This is a genomic window from Streptomyces sp. WMMB303 (assembly GCF_029351045.1).
GTDB lineage: Bacteria > Actinomycetota > Actinomycetes > Streptomycetales > Streptomycetaceae > Streptomyces.
On sequence record NZ_JARKIN010000001.1, the window covers coordinates 5356793 to 5373686 of the forward strand.

16 protein-coding genes, 1 pseudogene and 1 riboswitch are annotated in these 16894 nt (G+C 71.8%); of the genes and pseudogenes, 8 read left to right on the forward strand and 9 right to left on the reverse strand.

Going from position 1 to position 16894, the window contains the following annotated elements:
- Positions 1-24: 24 nt before the first annotated feature.
- The 3 genes from P2424_RS23475 to P2424_RS23485 form a co-directional block, all read right to left on the reverse strand.
- A complete protein-coding gene (locus P2424_RS23475; protein ID WP_276477711.1) occupies positions 25-1023 on the reverse strand; it encodes an ABC transporter permease in 999 nt (332 codons plus the stop codon).
- 316 nt (positions 1024-1339) lie between these two features.
- Entirely contained in the window at positions 1340-2140 is an 801-nt protein-coding gene (locus tag P2424_RS23480) for an enhanced serine sensitivity protein SseB C-terminal domain-containing protein (RefSeq protein WP_276477712.1), read from the reverse strand.
- A gap of 194 nt (positions 2141-2334) precedes the next feature.
- Complete coding sequence (locus P2424_RS23485) at positions 2335-3132, reverse strand: enhanced serine sensitivity protein SseB (protein ID WP_276477713.1); 798 nt, start codon at positions 3130-3132, stop codon at positions 2335-2337.
- 179 nt (positions 3133-3311) lie between these two features.
- Here P2424_RS23485 and P2424_RS23490 point away from each other — a divergent pair, with 179 nt between their 5' ends.
- Complete coding sequence (locus P2424_RS23490) at positions 3312-3860, forward strand: hypothetical protein (protein ID WP_276477714.1); 549 nt, start codon at positions 3312-3314, stop codon at positions 3858-3860.
- A gap of 184 nt (positions 3861-4044) precedes the next feature.
- Here P2424_RS23490 and P2424_RS23495 read toward each other — a convergent pair.
- Positions 4045-4680: pseudogene (locus tag P2424_RS23495) on the reverse strand (AAA family ATPase); the annotation flags it as partial.
- Positions 4681-4832: 152 nt separating this feature from the next.
- A riboswitch (glycine riboswitch) is annotated at positions 4833-4944 on the forward strand.
- Positions 4945-5126: 182 nt separating this feature from the next.
- Here P2424_RS23495 and gcvT point away from each other — a divergent pair.
- The 4 genes from gcvT to P2424_RS23515 all read left to right on the forward strand — a co-directional run bounded on the left by gcvT (position 5127) and on the right by P2424_RS23515 (position 9585).
- Positions 5127-6254 (forward strand): glycine cleavage system aminomethyltransferase GcvT, encoded by a 1128-nt coding sequence (gcvT, locus tag P2424_RS23500; RefSeq protein ID WP_276477715.1) that lies wholly within the window; start codon positions 5127-5129, stop codon positions 6252-6254.
- Positions 6255-6346: 92 nt separating this feature from the next.
- A complete protein-coding gene (gcvH, locus tag P2424_RS23505) occupies positions 6347-6727 on the forward strand; it encodes a glycine cleavage system protein GcvH (protein ID WP_075001868.1) in 381 nt (126 codons plus the stop codon).
- A gap of 67 nt (positions 6728-6794) precedes the next feature.
- Positions 6795-8069, forward strand: coding sequence for a serine hydroxymethyltransferase (gene glyA / locus P2424_RS23510; protein ID WP_276477716.1), 1275 nt, complete (start codon positions 6795-6797; stop codon positions 8067-8069).
- Positions 8070-8202: 133 nt separating this feature from the next.
- Entirely contained in the window at positions 8203-9585 is a 1383-nt protein-coding gene (locus P2424_RS23515) for an L-serine ammonia-lyase (protein WP_276477717.1), read from the forward strand.
- 162 nt (positions 9586-9747) lie between these two features.
- On the opposite strand, the gene P2424_RS23520 is transcribed toward P2424_RS23515, so the two are convergent.
- On the reverse strand, positions 9748-10560 hold the full coding sequence (locus P2424_RS23520; RefSeq protein WP_276477718.1) for a hypothetical protein: 813 nt from the start codon (positions 10558-10560) through the stop codon (positions 9748-9750).
- A 48-nt stretch (positions 10561-10608) separates the two neighbouring features.
- Positions 10609-11136, reverse strand: a complete 528-nt coding sequence (locus P2424_RS23525) for a hypothetical protein (RefSeq protein ID WP_276477719.1) — start codon at positions 11134-11136, stop codon at positions 10609-10611.
- Between the two features lie 386 nt (positions 11137-11522).
- Between P2424_RS23525 and P2424_RS23530 the strand changes: the two genes are divergently transcribed.
- On the forward strand, positions 11523-11795 hold the full coding sequence (locus tag P2424_RS23530) for a hypothetical protein (RefSeq protein ID WP_276477720.1): 273 nt from the start codon (positions 11523-11525) through the stop codon (positions 11793-11795).
- Positions 11792-12184, forward strand: coding sequence for a PIN domain-containing protein (locus tag P2424_RS23535; protein WP_276477721.1), 393 nt, complete (start codon positions 11792-11794; stop codon positions 12182-12184). Before P2424_RS23530 ends, P2424_RS23535 begins: the two co-directional genes overlap by 4 nt.
- Before the next feature lie 230 nt (positions 12185-12414).
- Here P2424_RS23535 and P2424_RS23540 read toward each other — a convergent pair whose 3' ends face one another.
- From P2424_RS23540 to P2424_RS23550, 3 genes are all read right to left on the reverse strand, one after another.
- Positions 12415-13995 (reverse strand): sigma-70 family RNA polymerase sigma factor, encoded by a 1581-nt coding sequence (locus P2424_RS23540; protein ID WP_276477722.1) that lies wholly within the window; start codon positions 13993-13995, stop codon positions 12415-12417.
- 178 nt (positions 13996-14173) lie between these two features.
- Positions 14174-14848, reverse strand: coding sequence for an NAD(P)H-binding protein (locus P2424_RS23545; RefSeq protein WP_276477723.1), 675 nt, complete (start codon positions 14846-14848; stop codon positions 14174-14176).
- Positions 14845-15879 carry an EamA family transporter gene (locus P2424_RS23550; RefSeq protein ID WP_276477724.1) on the reverse strand — a complete coding sequence of 345 codons (1035 nt, stop codon included), beginning with the start codon at positions 15877-15879 and terminating at the stop codon, positions 14845-14847. Before P2424_RS23550 ends, P2424_RS23545 begins: the two co-directional genes overlap by 4 nt.
- Positions 15880-15957: 78 nt before the next feature.
- Here P2424_RS23550 and P2424_RS23555 point away from each other — a divergent pair, with 78 nt between their 5' ends.
- Positions 15958-16848, forward strand: a complete 891-nt coding sequence (locus tag P2424_RS23555; protein WP_276479095.1) for a LysR family transcriptional regulator — start codon at positions 15958-15960, stop codon at positions 16846-16848.
- Positions 16849-16894: the final 46 nt, after the last annotated feature.

A 16894-nucleotide genomic window follows, 5' to 3' on the forward strand; every position in this document is an offset into this window, starting at 1 on the left:
GGGGCCGGGGTCTGGGATGGGGGATCAACGGGTGCCCTTCGGGTCCAGTGCGTCGCGTACGCCGTCACCGAAGAGGTTGAAGGCGAGCACCGTGATGAAGATGGCGACGCCGGGAATGATCATGTACATCGGGTCGGACTCGTAGTACGTCACCGCGTCCGAGAGCATCGAGCCCCACGAGGCGGTCGGCGGCTTGACGCCCACACCCAGGAAGCTGAGCGCCGCCTCGGTGAGGATGTTGGTCGGGATCATCAGCGTCATGTAGACGGTGATCGGCGCGACCAGGTTGGGCAGCAGTTCCTTGCCGATGATGTAGCCGCGGCCGGCGCCCAGGCTGCGGGCGGCCTCGATGTACTCCCGCTCGCGCAGCGAGAGCACCTGGCCGCGCACGATCCGGCCGATGTAGGGCCAGCCGAAGAATCCGATCACCAGGATCATCACCAGCAGCCGTACGCCCGTGCCGGTCAGACCGAGCAGGTCGTTGGGCATGACGGAGATCAGGGAGATGATGAACAGCAGCTGCGGGAAGGCCAGCAGCATGTCCATCACCCGGCTGATCAGCGCGTCCAGCCAGCCGCCGAAGTAGCCGGCGAGGGTGCCCAGGATGGTGCCGAAGATGACGGCGACGAAGGCCGAGAGGAAGCCGACCAGGATCGAGACGCGCGCTCCGTAGACGATCCGGGTGAGGATGTCGCGACCGCTGACCGGCTCCACACCGAGCAGATGATCGGCGGACATCCCGCCCAGCGCGCCGTTGGGGGTGCTGAAGAGCGGATCGATCAGGTCTTCGTGGCGCTCGTTCGGCGACTGTCCGGTCAGCGCGGCGAGCACCGGGGCGAAGATCGCGAGCAGCACCAGCAGCAGCACGATCGTGCCGCCGAGCAGCGCCACCTTGTCCCGCTTGAGCCGCTCCCAGGCGATCCGGCCGAGGGAGCGACCCTCGATCGCCTTCTCGGCCTCGCCGGGTGCCGGCTCCACGGCCGCGGTTTCCGCGATCGTTTCCTCGTGCAGTGGTGCCGTCATCGTGTTGGGGACCCCTTCTCGACCGGCAGTTGACCAGTCCACGCACACCGCTGTAGCGGTCAGAGTTCAGAAGACTTTCGAAAGCCGTTGTGGTCGGGAGGCCGGCTGTGGCCTTCCGGTGGCTTATGGCTCGGGAGTCTTCATCGCGCTCAGGATCAGTCGCCAGACCTGCCGGGGAATGGATGCGCAACTGTGATGTGACGCGTCATGTTCCGTTATGCGGACGGATATTGACGTTGAGCGGTGTGGGGGCCGGAATTTTGTCCTGATCTGGACCATCTGCGGATCCGGAAATACGTCCGGATTCCGCCCCCGCTCAGAAGGCGCGGGGGTAGCCGTAGCCGGCACCGGGAGCCGGTGACCCGGAGGCGTCGTATCCGGCCGGAGCGTGTGCGTCCCGGTCGAAGAACGGCCGGGACTGGCTGCGCATCCACATCGCCACGGGGTCGTAGTCGTCCGCCATCGCGACGCTGGAGACGGGGAGCCCGTCGGGTGCCGCGAGCACCGACTGGGCCATCATCCGGCGGGCCGCCTCGATCGAGGCGGGGGCGCTGTCGTACAGGTCGAGGCCGATGGCCAGGTACGGGACGCCCAGCGCGGGCCGCACCCAGGCGCGGCGCAGCGAGCGGACGACGGGTGTCCGGTGGGCGTTCTGCGTCAGCAGCGCATAGAGCTGCGGGATCTCCAGGGTCGGCTCGCTGATCCGCAGCGGCCCGGCGGGAAGCTGGTCGAGGCCGACGGCGATCCGCCGCAGATCCAGCCAGGGGATGCCGACGCCGCCGCCGGGAGCGTGCGGATTCAGCCAGATCCCCCAGCGATCGGCGAAGAGGGCCGCGGCGATCTCCCGTCCGGCGACGACCTCGTGTGCGCGGTTCCAGCCGGAGGCCGCCAACTCCTGGGCCGAGGTGACACAGGGCGCGTAGCCGTACCCGGCGACGTCCATGTTGCCGTACTGCGCGTCGGGGGATCCGGCCTGCCCGTTCCACAGCAGCATCCACACCTGGCTGCCGGCGAGCGCCTGGAGCAAGGACTCGTAGTCTTCGTAGGTCTGGTAGGTGCCGTGCCCGCCGGGCGCCACCCGCCGCAGCAGCGTCTCGACGCTCTCACCCGCGCTCACCTGGGCCGCCTTTCCACCTCTGCCGCCGTTCCTGGCTCGTCGCCCCGCACCGCCATCCAACCAGCTTACGAGCGGACCGGGACATCGGTACTCGTACTCAGCTCGGGCCCGGCAACCGGTGCGCGCCGCTCCGCGTCCGGGCCGCGGGGCGGCACCTCACCGGCAGCGCGCCCCACCACCGCCCCCTGCCGCGCTCAGCGGTGGGTCTCCCGGTCGTAGAACGGGCGTACGCACTGCCGCAGCCAGTCCACGACCGGGTCGTCGGCCGCGTCGAGCAGCACCATCTGGACCGGCCAGCGCACCGGCGCCACGTGCAGCGCTCTGCCGAGCGCGTCGTGGGCCGCCTGCCGGGCCTCCGGATCGAGGAGGTCGAGTTCCATCCCCACGAACAGACCGGGCGGATCGCCCTCGGTGCTGGCGAGGCCCCGGCGCGCGGTGCGTACGGACGGGAGCGCGGCGAACTCCGCCGAGACCGCGGCGAGGAAGGCGAGCGGATCGTCCTGCCAGTCCGGCTCGAACAGCCGTACCCGGGCGCCCCGCACCGCTCCGGTGGCGGCCTGCTCGGCGGGGGTGTTCGCGCACAGTTCCGCGACGGCCTCGGCGTTCAGCGGAACCCCCACCGTCCCCTCCGGGTTCACGGCGATGCCCACCCCCGCGGGGAGGCCGCGCGCGAACTCCCTGACCGGTGCGACGGTGAAGGACACATGGGCGCCGACGACGCTCAGGAACTGCTGTTCGGAGCTGAAGACCGGCACATGAACCGCGCCGTCCAGCTCGATGGTCGGCAGATCCAGTTCCCGGCTCTCCCGGCCGCCGCCTTCCGGAAGCGGGATCCAGACGCTGCTGCGGCCCAGCACCTCCAGCAGCCGGGCGCCCGCGTGCGGCACCTGGAGTGAGGCGGCCAGGGCTTCCTCCAGCTCGTTGCCGGGCCAGCCGCCCCCGTGCCCGGGCCCGAAGTGCTGCGGCTGCGAGGGCTGCGAGGGAACTGTCATAGGGCAAGCCTATCCATGATCCCCGCCCGCCCGGAGGGGCCCCGGAGTACCGGTCGGACCCCCTGGACGAACCGGGACGAACACGAACAGCGACCCTCCGGTTGCGTTCCGCATCTGATGCTCGAAAGGTGGTTTGCGTCCCATACGTGCCAACCGGCACGCCCATCGGAGGAGTACACATGCGTGTGAACAGGATCGCCGTCACCGCCACCCTGGCCGGCTCGCTCGCCCTCGGCGCGGCGGGCGCGGCCGCAGCCGCGCCGGTGGCGGGCCACGCCCCGGGGCAGCGGCCCGGCATCCAGCAGCCCGCCGGACCGGAATCCGGGACGGAGCAAGCCAAGCCGAAGCCGTCGGACGACCAGGGGATGGGGCAGTCGGCACCGCAGCAGAAGCCCGCAGCTCCCCAGCAGGACCCGATGGCGCAGCACAAGCTCCCGAAGCCGCCCGCGCCCGGCGAGAAGCCGTCCGGCCAGCAGAAGCCGACCGAACAGCAGAAGCCCGCGAAGCCTGCCAAGCCGTCGAAGCCGTCGGAGTCTTCGGGGTCGGCCGAGGACCAGCAGCAGTCCGCGAAGCCCGCCGAGCCCGGGAAGCCCGCCGAACCGACGAAGCCCGCCGCTCAGCAGCCGCCGCGGCCGCAGGCGCCCGGCAAGCCCGCTCTGGGCCAGGGAGGGCAGCAGTCCCCCGCGCAGCAGCTCGTCAAGCCGGTCACCCCGGCAGCGGGCCGCTGACTCCGGTCACCCCCTGAACCCGGTCACCGGTGTCCCCGTCCGCGGCCCCGGCGCCCCTCGCGGGTGCCGGGGCCGCGGGCGTCCGCTCGGCTCCCGGTGCCGGCACGGAGGGCGGCGCGGTCGGCCTCGGACCCGACCCCGGCCACGGGGAGAGCGCCATCGGTACCGCCGTCGGCAGCGGCTCGAAGAGCACGGACCGCACGCCCCGGGCCGCCTCCCGGTCCAGCAGCACCGAGGAGACGCAGCCGCGCGGCAGCCGTCCGGCCTCGGCGGCGGCCCGCAGCGCTCCGACGGCACGCAGATGCCGCCGGAAGGCGTACCCGGTCACCCGTCTGCCCCGCACGGTCTGCCCGGCCAGCGCGTCCCCGGCGGGGACGTCGAGCAGCAGCAGATGGAGCGAGCGCCCGCGCCGTACCGCGTCCCGTGCCAGCCAGCGGCGGACCCAGCTCTGCGTGCCGCAGTCGTGCACCACGACGGCCGCACCCGAGCCCAGCGCCGAGCGCAGCGCCGCGTAGTGCGCGATCCGCACCAGGGGCCGGTAGGCGCCGTACGGCAGCCAGTGCGGCATCCGCGCCTCCCAGCGCTCGCGGGCGTCCTGCGAGTCGATGCGCACCACGTCGGGCCGGGCCGGGACCGCGCGCCGCATCAGGGTGGACTTGCCGCCGCCCGGCAGCCCGGAGACCACCACCACGTCCCCCGCCGGATAGCGCAGCGTCCACGGCCCGGCGCTGCGGCGCAGATCGTGGCGGACCTGGGCACGGGCTGCGGGGCCCGCTCGCGCGCCCCTCGGTACGGCTCCTGCACGGCACGGGCTGCCCACTGGATCTCCCTCCCCTGGCGGCTGTTCGGCCGCCGCCCCAAGTATGTAAAGAAGGAGTAATGCGGTTCAAGGCGAACAGCTGCTCCGCGGGGGCAGCCACAGCCCGCCCACCCGTGCCATGATGTGCGCATCCAAACTGCATACCGGCCGTTCGAACCCGCGCGGGAGAGTCCCCGGCATGCGTGTGCAGTACGCGCAGGCCAGGGCGCCGAAGGAGCAAGATCCTCCCTTGAATCTCTCAGGCCCCGTTACCGCGCAGGCTAGGCAGATCTGAAAAGCGGACCGTCGCGCTCCCGCCCGGCGCGGACCGGCGGTCCCACCCAAGGTGCAAGCCGGGCTCCAGCCGTTCGGGAGCTGTCGGCGAACCTCTCAGGTTCCGATGACAGATGGGGAGGACATCCACGTCATATCCCCTATGGGGACCCATCGGGACTCTGGGAGCCTGCATGACTGAGCCACCGGCCATCCGCAAGACCGCGCTGGACGCCACGCACCGCGCGCTGGGCGCCACCATGACCGACTTCGCGGGCTGGGACATGCCGCTGCGCTACGGCAGCGAGCGCGAGGAGCATCTGGCCGTGCGCTCGACCGCCGGCCTCTTCGACCTCTCGCACATGGGCGAGATCACCCTGACCGGGCCGCAGGCCGCCGAGCTGCTGGACCACGCGCTGGTCGGCAATCTGTCCAAGCTGGCGGTCGGCCGCGCCCGCTACACCATGATCTGCGACGAGGACGGCGGCATCCTCGACGATCTGATCGTCTACCGGCTGGACGACCAGGAGTACCTGGTCGTGGCCAACGCCGCCAACGCGCAGACGGTGCTGGACGCGCTGATCGCGCGGCAGGACGGCTTCGGTGCCGAGGTGCGGGACGACCGTGACGGCTACGCGCTCATCGCGGTGCAGGGCCCCGCGGCCGCGGGCATCCTCAAGCAGCTGACCGGCTTCGACGTGGACGGACTGCGCTACTACGCCGGTGAGCGCGACATGGTCGCCGGCAAGTCGGCGCTGATCGCCCGCACGGGATACACCGGCGAGGACGGCTTCGAACTGTTCGTCTCGCCCGACGACGCCGTCGCGGTCTGGGAGGCGCTGACCGAGGCGGGCCGGGAGGCCGGGCTGACCCCCTGCGGGCTGAGCTGCCGCGACACGCTCCGCCTGGAGGCCGGCATGCCGCTGTACGGGCACGAGCTGTCCACCGCGCTGACTCCGTTCGACGCGGGGCTGGGCCGGATCGTCAAGTTCGAGAAGACCTCGAACGAGGGACGCTTCGTGGGCCGGGACGCGCTGGCGGCGGCCGCCGAGAAGGCCGCGACCGCGCCGCCGCGCAAGCTGGTCGGGCTGGTGTCCGAGGGGCGCCGGGTGCCGCGCGCCGGTTACCCGGTGGTCGCCGACGGCGCGGTTGTGGGCGAAGTCACCTCCGGGGCGCCGTCGCCGACGCTGGGCAAGCCGATCGCCATGGCGTACGTGGACGCGGCACACGCCGAGCCCGGCACGGAGGGGGTCGCGGTCGACATCCGGGGCTCCCACGAGCCGTACGAGGTCGTGGCGCTGCCCTTCTACAAGCGGGCCTGAGCACCCGCCGTCGCCGAAGAGCGCTCCGCACCCCCGTCCCACCTGCCAAGACCGTGTTCACCGCAGCTTTCGCATCCGGGAGAATCAGACTCATGAGCAACCCCCAGCAGCTCCGCTACAGCAAGGAGCACGAGTGGCTGTCGGCCGCCGATGACGGCGTCGCGACGGTCGGTATCACCGAGCACGCCGCCAACGCCCTCGGCGACGTCGTCTTCGTCCAGCTCCCCGAGGTCGGTGACACCGTGACCGCGGGCGAGACCTGCGGCGAGTTGGAGTCCACCAAGTCCGTCAGCGACCTCTACTCCCCCGCCTCCGGTGAGATCACCGAGATCAACCAGGACGTGGTGGACGATCCGGCGCTGGTCAACTCCGCCCCGCTGGAGGGCGGCTGGCTGTTCAAGGTGAAGGTCGACGCGCTGCCGGACGACCTGCTCTCGGCCGACGAGTACGCCGCATTCGCCTCGGGCAACTGAGGCGTCCGCCTCGGGGGACCGAGGCTGCTTGCCCACCCCGCCGCCACTTCCCAGGGACGGTTCTTCCATGTCGCTTCTGAACGGCTCTCTCCACGAGGTCGACCCCGACGTCGCCGCCGCCGTCGACGCCGAGCTCCACCGCCAGCAGTCCACCCTCGAGATGATCGCCTCGGAGAACTTCGCTCCGGTCGCCTCCATGGAGGCCCAGGGCTCGGTCCTCACGAACAAGTACGCCGAGGGCTACCCCGGCCGCCGCTACTACGGCGGCTGCGAGTACGTCGACGTGGTCGAGGACCTGGCCCGCGACCGGATCAAGGCGCTGTTCGGCGCCGAGGCCGCCAACGTGCAGCCGCACTCCGGCGCCCAGGCGAACGCCGCCGCGATGTTCGCGCTGCTCAAGCCGGGCGACACCATCCTGGGCCTGGATCTGGCGCACGGTGGGCACCTCACCCACGGCATGAAGATCAACTTCTCCGGCAAGCTGTACAACGTCGCCGCCTACAAGGTCGACGAGCAGACCGGCCGGGTCGACATGGACGAGGTCGAGCGGCTGGCCGAGGAGCACCGCCCGCAGCTGATCATCGCGGGCTGGTCCGCCTACCCGCGCCAGCTCGACTTCGCCGCCTTCCGCCGGATCGCCGACAAGGTCGGCGCGCTGCTGATGGTGGACATGGCGCACTTCGCCGGCCTCGTCGCCGCCGGGCTGCACCCGTCCCCGGTGCCGTACGCGGACATCGTCACGACCACCACGCACAAGACCCTCGGCGGTCCGCGCGGCGGGGTGATCCTGTCGAAGAAGGAGTACGCCAAGAAGATCAACTCCGCGGTCTTCCCGGGCCAGCAGGGCGGCCCGCTGGAGCATGTGATCGCCGCGAAGGCCGTCGCCTTCAAGATCGCCGCCGGCGACGACTTCAAGGACCGCCAGCGGCGCACCCTCTCCGGCGCACGGATCCTCGCCGAGCGCCTGCTGCGCGAGGACACCGTCGGCGCCGGCGTCTCGGTGCTCTCCGGCGGCACGGACGTCCACCTGGTCCTGGTCGACCTGCGCAACAGCGAGCTGGACGGGCAGCAGGCCGAGGACCGGCTCCACGACGTCGGCATCACCGTCAACCGCAACGCCGTCCCCAACGACCCGCGGCCCCCCATGGTGACTTCCGGCCTGCGCATCGGGACGCCCGCGCTGGCGACCCGCGGCTTCGGGGACGAGGACTTCGCCGAGGTCGCCGACATCATCGCCGAGGCCCTGCTGCCGGGCTTCGACGACACCAAGGGCAAGGCACTCGCCGCGCGGGTCACCGCCCTCGCGGAGAAGCACCCGCTGTACCCCACGCTGGGCAAGTAGTCCTCCGCAGGACTCCCGGAGCCCCCGGCGGGGCTCCTTCCCCGCCGGAGGGGCCGCACCCCGGCCCCTCCGGCACCCACCGCTCCGCACCAGAACACAACCCGCTGGCCCGCCAAGGGCTTGGAGCCGCACCATGGCAATCTCGGTCTTCGACCTGTTCTCGATCGGCATCGGCCCCTCCAGTTCCCACACCGTGGGCCCGATGCGCGCCGCCCGCATGTTCGTGCGCCGGCTGAAGAACGAGGGCGCGCTGGCGCACACCGCCTCCGTGCGCGCCGAACTGTTCGGCTCCCTCGGCGCGACCGGCCACGGCCACGGCACCCCCAAGGCCGTCCTCCTGGGGCTGGAGGGCGAATCCCCGCGCACGGTCGACGTGGAGAGCGCCGACGACCGCGTGGCGCGGATCCGCACGGAGGGCCGGCTGCGGCTGCTGGGCGCCGAGATAGGCGACACGCACGAGATCCCGTTCGACGAGCGCGCCCAACTGGTGCTGCACCGGCGCCGCTCCCTCCCGTACCACGCCAACGGCATGACGCTGTTCGCCTACGACGAGGCCGGCACACCGCTGCTGGAGAAGACCTACTACTCGGTGGGCGGCGGCTTCGTCGTGGACGAGGACGCCGTCGGCGAGGACCGCATCAAACTGGACGACACCGTCCTGCGGCACCCCTTCCGCACCGGCGACGAACTGCTGCGCCTCACCCGGGAGACCGGCCTGTCGGTCTCCCGCCTCATGCTGGAGAACGAGAAGGCCTGGCGCACCGAGGAAGAGATCCGCGCCGGGCTGCTGGAGATCTGGCAGGTGATGCGGGACTGCGTGGCCCGCGGTCTGAGCCAGGAGGGCATCCTGCCCGGCGGCCTCAAGGTGCGCCGCCGCGCCGCCACCTCGGCCCGTCAACTGCGCGCCGAGGGCCAGGTCGAGGCGCACGCCATGGAGTGGACCACCCTCTACGCCATGGCCGTGAACGAGGAGAACGCGGCGGGCGGCCGGGTCGTCACCGCGCCGACCAACGGCGCCGCCGGCATCATCCCCGCCGTCCTGCACTACGCCCACCACTTCGTCCCCGGCACCGACGACGACGCCGTGGTCCGCTTCCTGCTGGCCGCCGGCGCCATCGGCATGCTCTTCAAGCAGAACGCCTCCATCTCCGGAGCCGAGGTCGGCTGCCAGGGCGAGGTCGGCTCGGCCTGCTCCATGGCCGCCGGCGGCCTCGCCGAGATCCTCGGCGGCAGCCCGGAGCAGGTGGAGAACGCCGCCGAGATCGGCATCGAGCACAACCTCGGCCTCACCTGCGACCCGGTCGGCGGGCTGGTCCAGATCCCCTGCATCGAGCGCAACGGCATGGCCGCGGTCAAGGCCGTCACCGCGGCCCGGATGTCCCTGCGCGGCGACGGCCGCCACCACGTCTCCCTCGACAAGGCCATCAAGACCATGCGCGACACCGGCGCCGACATGAAGGTCAAGTACAAGGAGACAGCCCGCGGCGGCCTCGCGGTGAACGTCATCGAGTGCTGAGGGCACCACTTCCGAGCAGGTGATCCGCGTCTTTCAGCGCTGTCACGGGCGCACTCTTCCGTACGGCGGAACGTTCCTCGGAAGTTCCTGGGACGGGATTCCTCCTGCTGGCCTGTCCACTTCGCACGACAGCGCTTCCACCGGTCGCCGCCCTGTCTCAGCTCAAGAGGAAGGAGCGGTACCGCGAAGCGAGACCGCAGCCAATGATGCGGTGACCTCGAATGGAGCCGAGTGTCCGGTCGCTCGCAGCGCGTCCCCGGTGACTTCGGTGAGCCACACCGCCACGTCCGGTGTCCACTCCCGTACGTGGAAGACGAACCCTGCGGCCCTTCGCGCGCCCTCGATCAGTGCGCGGGTCCTCGCCCTTCCCGGCAGGGGGGAGGAGTCCGCCGAGGGGAGGATCTCCACTGCCGCCGCCCCGCCCAGCCGTTCCTGGACGGCCCTGTGCACACGGGCGGTCTCCGCGGAGGAATCCCACGTCACGGGCGGGGCCGCGGAGACCGTCACGTTGATGGCGATGGACGTCGACGGTGAGGCCAAGGAAAACCATTCCCGCATGTCGTCCAGGTCGTCGGAAGCGTCCCCCGAGGTGATCTGCAAGGGGAGATACGAATGCAGCGCGGTGAAAGTCACCGCCCCCACCCGTGTGAGGGCGTCGACAAGCGTGCGCGTCATGGCGAGGACGGGAAGACGCGGGTAGCGGGCATCCTCGTCGGGAATATCGGCCCGCGCCCACGCGAGTTCCCTGATCTCGTCACCGCCGGACCAGTCGCCGCCCTTGTCGCAGTCGAGCCAGCGGTCGGGAACGTGAAAGAGTTTCTTCCCGCTCGCGGTCCGCCAGCCGTATGGGGCGTACCATCCGTATGCGTCCGCCCGTACCAGCGCGAGATCCAGCACTTTCTCGCGGAACGCATCCTGATGACCGTCCTCGAGCCAGGGATGCCGGTCGAGGGTTCCGTGTACTCCGACAGTCATTCCACTGTGCATGAAGATTTCCCCCAACCGGCTTTCCAACGGGTCAGCTCAGACGCCACAACGCAGCTTCACGGTCTTGGTGTATGCCTTTTCGGGCGAGTCCCCCACGCCGATGATGTCGACGTCGATCAGGCTACGCCACTGGCGGGTCTTATGGTTGTTACAGCCCTTGCGGGCGGTTGTGCTCGGCTTTCGACTCCTGGACTTCGCGGACTTGATGTTCTTCACGCCCTTGGCAACGGTGTGCCATTTCTTGCCGCTTTTTGTCCTCACCTGCAACCAGACGGTGACTTTGGCCTTGCTTCCCGGACCGCTGAACTTCCGCCACCAGCCGTGCGCGGACGCGGTTCGGGGCTTCGAGCTCGAGACATGAACCTTGTCACCATAGGTGCGGAAGATCCCTGCTCCGGCGGCATTCACTCCACCGGCTTCACTCTCGGACCCTGCCTCAGACGTATCCGGCGCGGAGGTGCGGCCGGCCCTGGAACTGTCTGATTCGGCACAGGCCGGGACCGTCGCTCCCACCGTCAGCAGTGCCGCCACGGCAACGGATAACGCCGCTGTTCGAACGCGCATGGAATCCCCCTTTGTCGGCTGTACGTTCCCCGCCCGGGATCCAACTGCACTGCCCCCGCCCTCGCAACCGTTTAAAACTGAATATGCGCTCTGCTCCTGGAGCGACGAGTCGAGGTGAATCCCGCTGCGGCGCGGCGTCGTCCTGCACCCGAGCCGGCAGCACCCGGCGGATTTCGGACCCTGGAGTGCCCCGGAGCCGTGCGGGGGCGGGTCTCGTCCGGCCAGGAGGTGCCTCCCGGGGCCGAGGAGCCCGGCGATGTCGTGGGGCTGGTAGCACTCGGCGGGGTCGAAGGAGTCCTGCCGGTCCGCGGTGAGGTCGCGGGGCTGCGCTGCTGCGAGTCGGACATCCCCGTGGCCATTAACAAGTTTTTTGTTAAACTCGGCTCATGGATACTTCCTCCGCTCCCGGCGAAGGCCCCGTCCGTCCGGTCTCCGTCTCCCTCCACGAGGGCACCATCGCCGCGCTCAGGGCACGTACCGGCAAGGGGGGCATGTCCGCCTACGTCGAAGCGATCATCCAGCGGCAGCTGGAGCGGGACCGCGTACGCGAGCTCATCGAGGATGCCGAGACCGAGCACGGCCCGGTGGACCACGCGGCGGTCGAGAGCAAGCGGGCCATCCTGCGTGGTGACTCGCCCGACGCGGCGGACGCCGCGTGAGCGGGACCCTCGTCCTGGACTGCGAGGGGCTCTCCGAGCTCGTACAACGCTCGCCTGAAGTCACCGAATGGCTGGCTGCGGCAGAGGCCGAGGACATCCGCGTGGTCTCCAGCTCCGTCACGCTGGTCGAAGCCCGTCACCCCAAGATCCACCAGGCCCGCTTCGACTTCGCCGTCTCCCGCGTCAACGTCGTTCCACCCACTGAGCGCATCGCCCGGCACGCCAGCAGACTCCTGGCCGCTGCCAACCTGCACGGCCACAAGTACGCCCTCGACGCCATCGTGGCCGCCACCGCGCTCGCCTCCCCCACCCCCGTGACCGCCTTGACGTCGGACCCCGAGGACCTTCGCATGCTGTGCGGCACCGGCGTCCGGATCGTCAAGGTCTGACTTCCCCGGCAGCGCCTCCCCACACGGCACGGCCCTCCGGTCGTAGTCGCCATCTCGCGCGGCCCGCGGTCGGTCGGCGGAGGATTCCACCATGGCACCGGCCCCGCCCACGAGGAGACGCCAGGACGTGACCGGCACGAGAGGCCCAGGCCCCGCAACGGCCTCGGCCTGTGCCGGGCCCGGTTTCGCGGCGGACTCGGCAGTCCGGCCGGCGTGCCGTGGCGTCGGGCTCAGCCCTTCGCCGCGAAGGCCTGGGTCCACCAGGGGCCGCCCTGTGCGTCGTGGTAGCCGACGCCGATCTCCTTGTAGGAACAGTTGAGGATGTTGGCCCGGTGTCCGGGGCTGTTCATCCAGCCCTCCATCACCTGGGCCGGGGTGCGCTGGCCGCGGGCTATGTTCTCGCCGACGGTGCTCCAGCGGTAGCCGGCCGCGGTGATGCGGTCGCCCGGGCCCTTGCCGTCGGGGCTCTGGTGGGAGAAGTAGTCGCGGGCGTCCATGTCGCGGGAGTGCCCGAGCGCGGCCTTGTCCAGGGTCGCGTTGCTGCTGACGGGGCCGCATCCCTTCTTGGCCCGTTCCGCGTTGACCAGGCTGGTCACCTGCTGCGCGTAGCCCCCGCCGGCCGGGTCGGCGGGCGGGGGCGCCGGGGTGGCGGGTTCACGGCGCGGGGTGCGGCGGGGCGCGGTGCGGGACGGCGAGGGGTCGGCCGACGTGGTCCGGGGGGAGGCGGAGGGCGAGGGGGAGGCGGACGAGGAGCTCGGGGACGGGCTCGCCGACGGGCTGGGCCGGGAGAGGGACCGTATCCCGTCCTCGGAGCGGGTCGGCGAAGCGGTGTCGCGGTCCTCGGGCGGGTCGGGGATCAGCAGGAAGGCTCCGGTGCCGCCCGCCGTCGCCAGCACGGCGGCGACGGCGAGGGCCGTGCGCCGTCGGGCGCGCCGCCCGCGCTGCTGCGCCCGGCGTGCTGACGCCCGGCCGGGCGCGGAGCCCAGGGAGTGTCCGGCCGCGGTCGGCTCGGCCGCCACCTCCGGGTGTTCCAGCCCCCAGCGGGCGCACAGCGCGGCCGACGCGGGGACCAGTGCGAGCCCGACGAGCAGCCGTTCGGCGGGGACGAGGCCGGACGAGTGGCCGGAGCAGACGGTGCACTCGCGGGCGTGCCGGGCGATCCGCTTGCGCCACAGCCCGGACGGTTCGCCGTCCCACCCTTCGAGGAGCGACTGGAGGAGCACGCACGAGGATTCGGCCGCCAGGGCCCGGACGACGACCCGGCCCACCTCCAGCTGCGCCTTCATCCGCTGGACGCGTACGGCGGTGTGCTGGGGGGTGATCTCCAGCGCGGCCGCGACGTCCGCCCTGGTGAGTTCCCCGGTGCTCTCCAGCCACCACAGGGACAGCAGTGTCCGGTCGTCCGGCTCGAGCCACCGGGTGGCCTCGGCCACCTCCCGGCACTGGCCGGAGAGTCCGAGCCGGGTGATGGTCGCGTCGACGAAGTCGGCGCGGGGGTCGGGGAGGCCGCGGATCTCGTCGGTGTCCTGCAGCACCCCCGGGTCCTTCCGCCGGTGGCCGCGTATCTGGTTCATGGTGATGGCGGCCAGCCAGGACCTGAAGCGGCCGGGATCCCGCAGGGTGTGCAGCTTGGCGAGCGCGTGCAGCATGGTCTCCTGCGTGACGTCGTCCACGTCGGCATCTCCGGGCAGGCTCCGGCCGACGATGTTGTGGACCAGCGGCAGGGACTTCGCAGCGACCAGTTCCCGTGCCCGTTCGTCCCCGGCCTGCGCCGCCTCGATCACGGCGGCGTCTATGACACTGCTGCTCACGTTCTCTCCACTCTCCCTCTCGGCTCGGACATCTGTCCCCACCTCTATGGAGACGAGCGGATCGGACTTCTATAACAGAAATCTCTGCGCCGAGGCCCGGAGAGGACGGGCGGAAGGGGAGGGAGCGGCCGCGCGGACGGGTCCGGACCGGGGAGCGTCGTCCCCGGTCCGGTGGTGGTCAGTCCGCTTCGCGGTGGACGACCGTGATGTGCCGGTCGGGTCCGGGGGACTCCAACTCGTCGAGCACGGCCACCGCCAGGTCCTCGGCGCTGATCCACGGGCGGCCGTCGTCGGCGGCCAGCATGGTGTCGGTGCCGCGCCGGTAGCGGCCGGTGCGGTCGCCGGGCTCCAGCAGGCCCGGCGGGCTCAGGTAGACCCAGTCGGCGTGGGTGCTCTCCTGGCAGGCCCGCAGCTGGGCCACTCCGGCGGTGGCGACGGGCCGCAGTTCGGCCGGCACGTACCGGGGGTTGTCGGCCACCAGCAGTTCGGCGTCCTCCGGGCTGCGCAGCGCCCCGGCGCCGCCGACGACGAGGACGCGGATGCCGCGCCGCGCGGCGATCTCCAGCACCGTGCGCGTGGTGCCGACCAGGAAGTCCCGGTCGGCCGGCTCGGTCCGTACGGTCAGTACGACGGCGTCCGGTGCGCCGGGTCCTGGCGGGTCGGTCAGCACCTCGCCCAGGGCGTGCGCGTCGCTCACGTCCACCGCGACGGGTGTCACGTCCGGGTCGTCGCCCGCGGGTTTCCGGGAGACGGCGAGCACCCGGTGTCCGCGGTCCGCGGCCTCCCGGACCGCTCTGCTGCCGACCATTCCGGTGGCGCCGAGCACGGCGATCGTCATCGTCTTCGTCGTCATCGGGGTTGTCCTTCCGGTTGCCGGTCTTCCCGGGCTGCTTGCAGGGGATCTGGGGCGGTGTGCACCGGGGCGGCCCGGGGCCGGTCCTCCCGGACCGGGACCGCGGCGGGCGAGCCGCGGGTGCGGCGGCGGCCGAACAGGTCGGCGGGCGCGAACTGGGCGGCGAGCATGGCGATCAGGGCGAGGACGAAGCCGCCGGTCTGCGGCAGGCTCAGCGACTCGCCCATCGCGAAGCCGATGACGGTCGCGACCAGCGGGGAGAGCAGCACCAGCGGCGCCGACGCGCTCACCGGCAGGGTGGCGATGCCGCGGAACCACAGCGCGTAGGCGATCAGTCCGCCCATGCTGCCGAGCCACAGGTAGCCGGCGACGGCTCCGGCGTCGATCCGCTCGGGCACCCCTTCGACGGCGAGCGTGAGCGGGAGCAGCAGCAGGCCGCCGACCGCCAGCTGCCAGCCGGCCAGCGTCATGGGGCCGACGCCGGGGGGCCGCCCCCAGCGTTTGGTGAGGACGACGCCGCCGGCCATGGCGGTGGTGTGCCCGAGCCCGGAGAGCACTCCGACGGGGTCCAGCCGGGCCTGCGGGCCGAGTACCACGAGGCCGACACCGAGCACCCCGAGCAGGCCCCAGGCAAGGCGCCACAGCGTCGGCCGTTCGCTGAGCACCGCGATTCCCGCCGCGGCGACGAGCAGCGGCTGGGCGGCGCCGAGCGTGGCGGCCACGCCGCCGGGGAGGCGTTCGGCCGCCACGAACAGCAGCGGCAGGGCCCCGATGTTGAGCGTGCCGAGGACGACGGCCTTCCACCACCAGTGCCCGCGCGGGAGCACCCGGGTGAGGGCCAGTGCGAGCAGCCCGGCGGGCAGGGCGCGCAGCAGCCCGGCGAACAACGGGTGGCCGGGCGGCAGCAGTTCCGTCGTCACGACGTAGGTGGTGCCCCAGGAAGCGGGGGCGAGCGCGGTCAGCGCGACGGTTGCCGCCCGCTGCGCGGACGAGGGCGGCGCCCCCGGCGGCACCTCGGCAGGAGTGTTCATACGGGGAGTGTCGACCCGGCCTGGTCATGCATCCAAAGCATGGTTGCGATAACAACTATGAAGCGAAACGATTGCCATATGGATCTCCAGCAGCTCCGGTACGTCGTCGCTCTCGCCGAGACCCGCAACTTCACCCGCGCCGCCGAGCGGTGCCGGGTGGTGCAGTCCTCGCTCAGCCACCGGATCGCCGGGCTCGAACGGGAGCTGGGCGTCACGCTGTTCGCCCGGTCCAGCCGCCGTACCGAACTGACCGGTGCCGGGGCGGCGTTCCTCGTCGGCGCGCGCGAGTGCCTGGCGGCGGCCGACCGCGCGGTCGCCGACGCCGCCGCGGCGGGCGGATCGGTCCGCGGCCGGCTCGCGGTCGGCATGATCCGGACCACCGCCGCCGTCGACGTGCCCGAACTGCTCCAGCGCTACCGGGCCCGCTACCCGGAGGTGCGGGTGAGCCTGGAGGCGGGCAGCAGCGACGAGTTGGCGTCCGCGGTGCGGAAGGGCGAGCTGGACATCGTCTTCCTCGGCCTGCCGGAGGGCGAACAGCCGGCCGGTGTGGAGACCCTCGTCCTGGACCGCGACGCGCACGTGCTGGTGGTGCCGGCCGGACACCGGCTGGCGGGTGCGCCCCGCGTCACCCTGCACGAGGTCGCGGACGAGACGTTCGTGGACTTCCGGGACGGGTCGCCCGGCCGTGCCCAGACCGATCAGGCGTTCGCCGCCGCGGGGCTGGCCCGGGACATCGCCTACGAGGCGGGCGTGGCCGAGCTGATCACCCAGCTGATCGCCCGCGGGCTCGGCATCGCGCTGCTGCCGTCGGCGTTCGTGCGGCCGCTGGCCGCCGACGACCCGCAACTGGCGCTGGTCCCCGTGGTCGAGGGGCCGCGCCGCGTCGAGTATCTGGCGTGGAGCCGCTTCAACCCCAGCCCGGCCACCCGCGCACTGCTCGACGTCCTGGGGGTCGGGCCGCGGAGCTGAGGGACCGCCGAGGACGGTGCCGGCCGGCTCGGGAGACCGGAGCCGC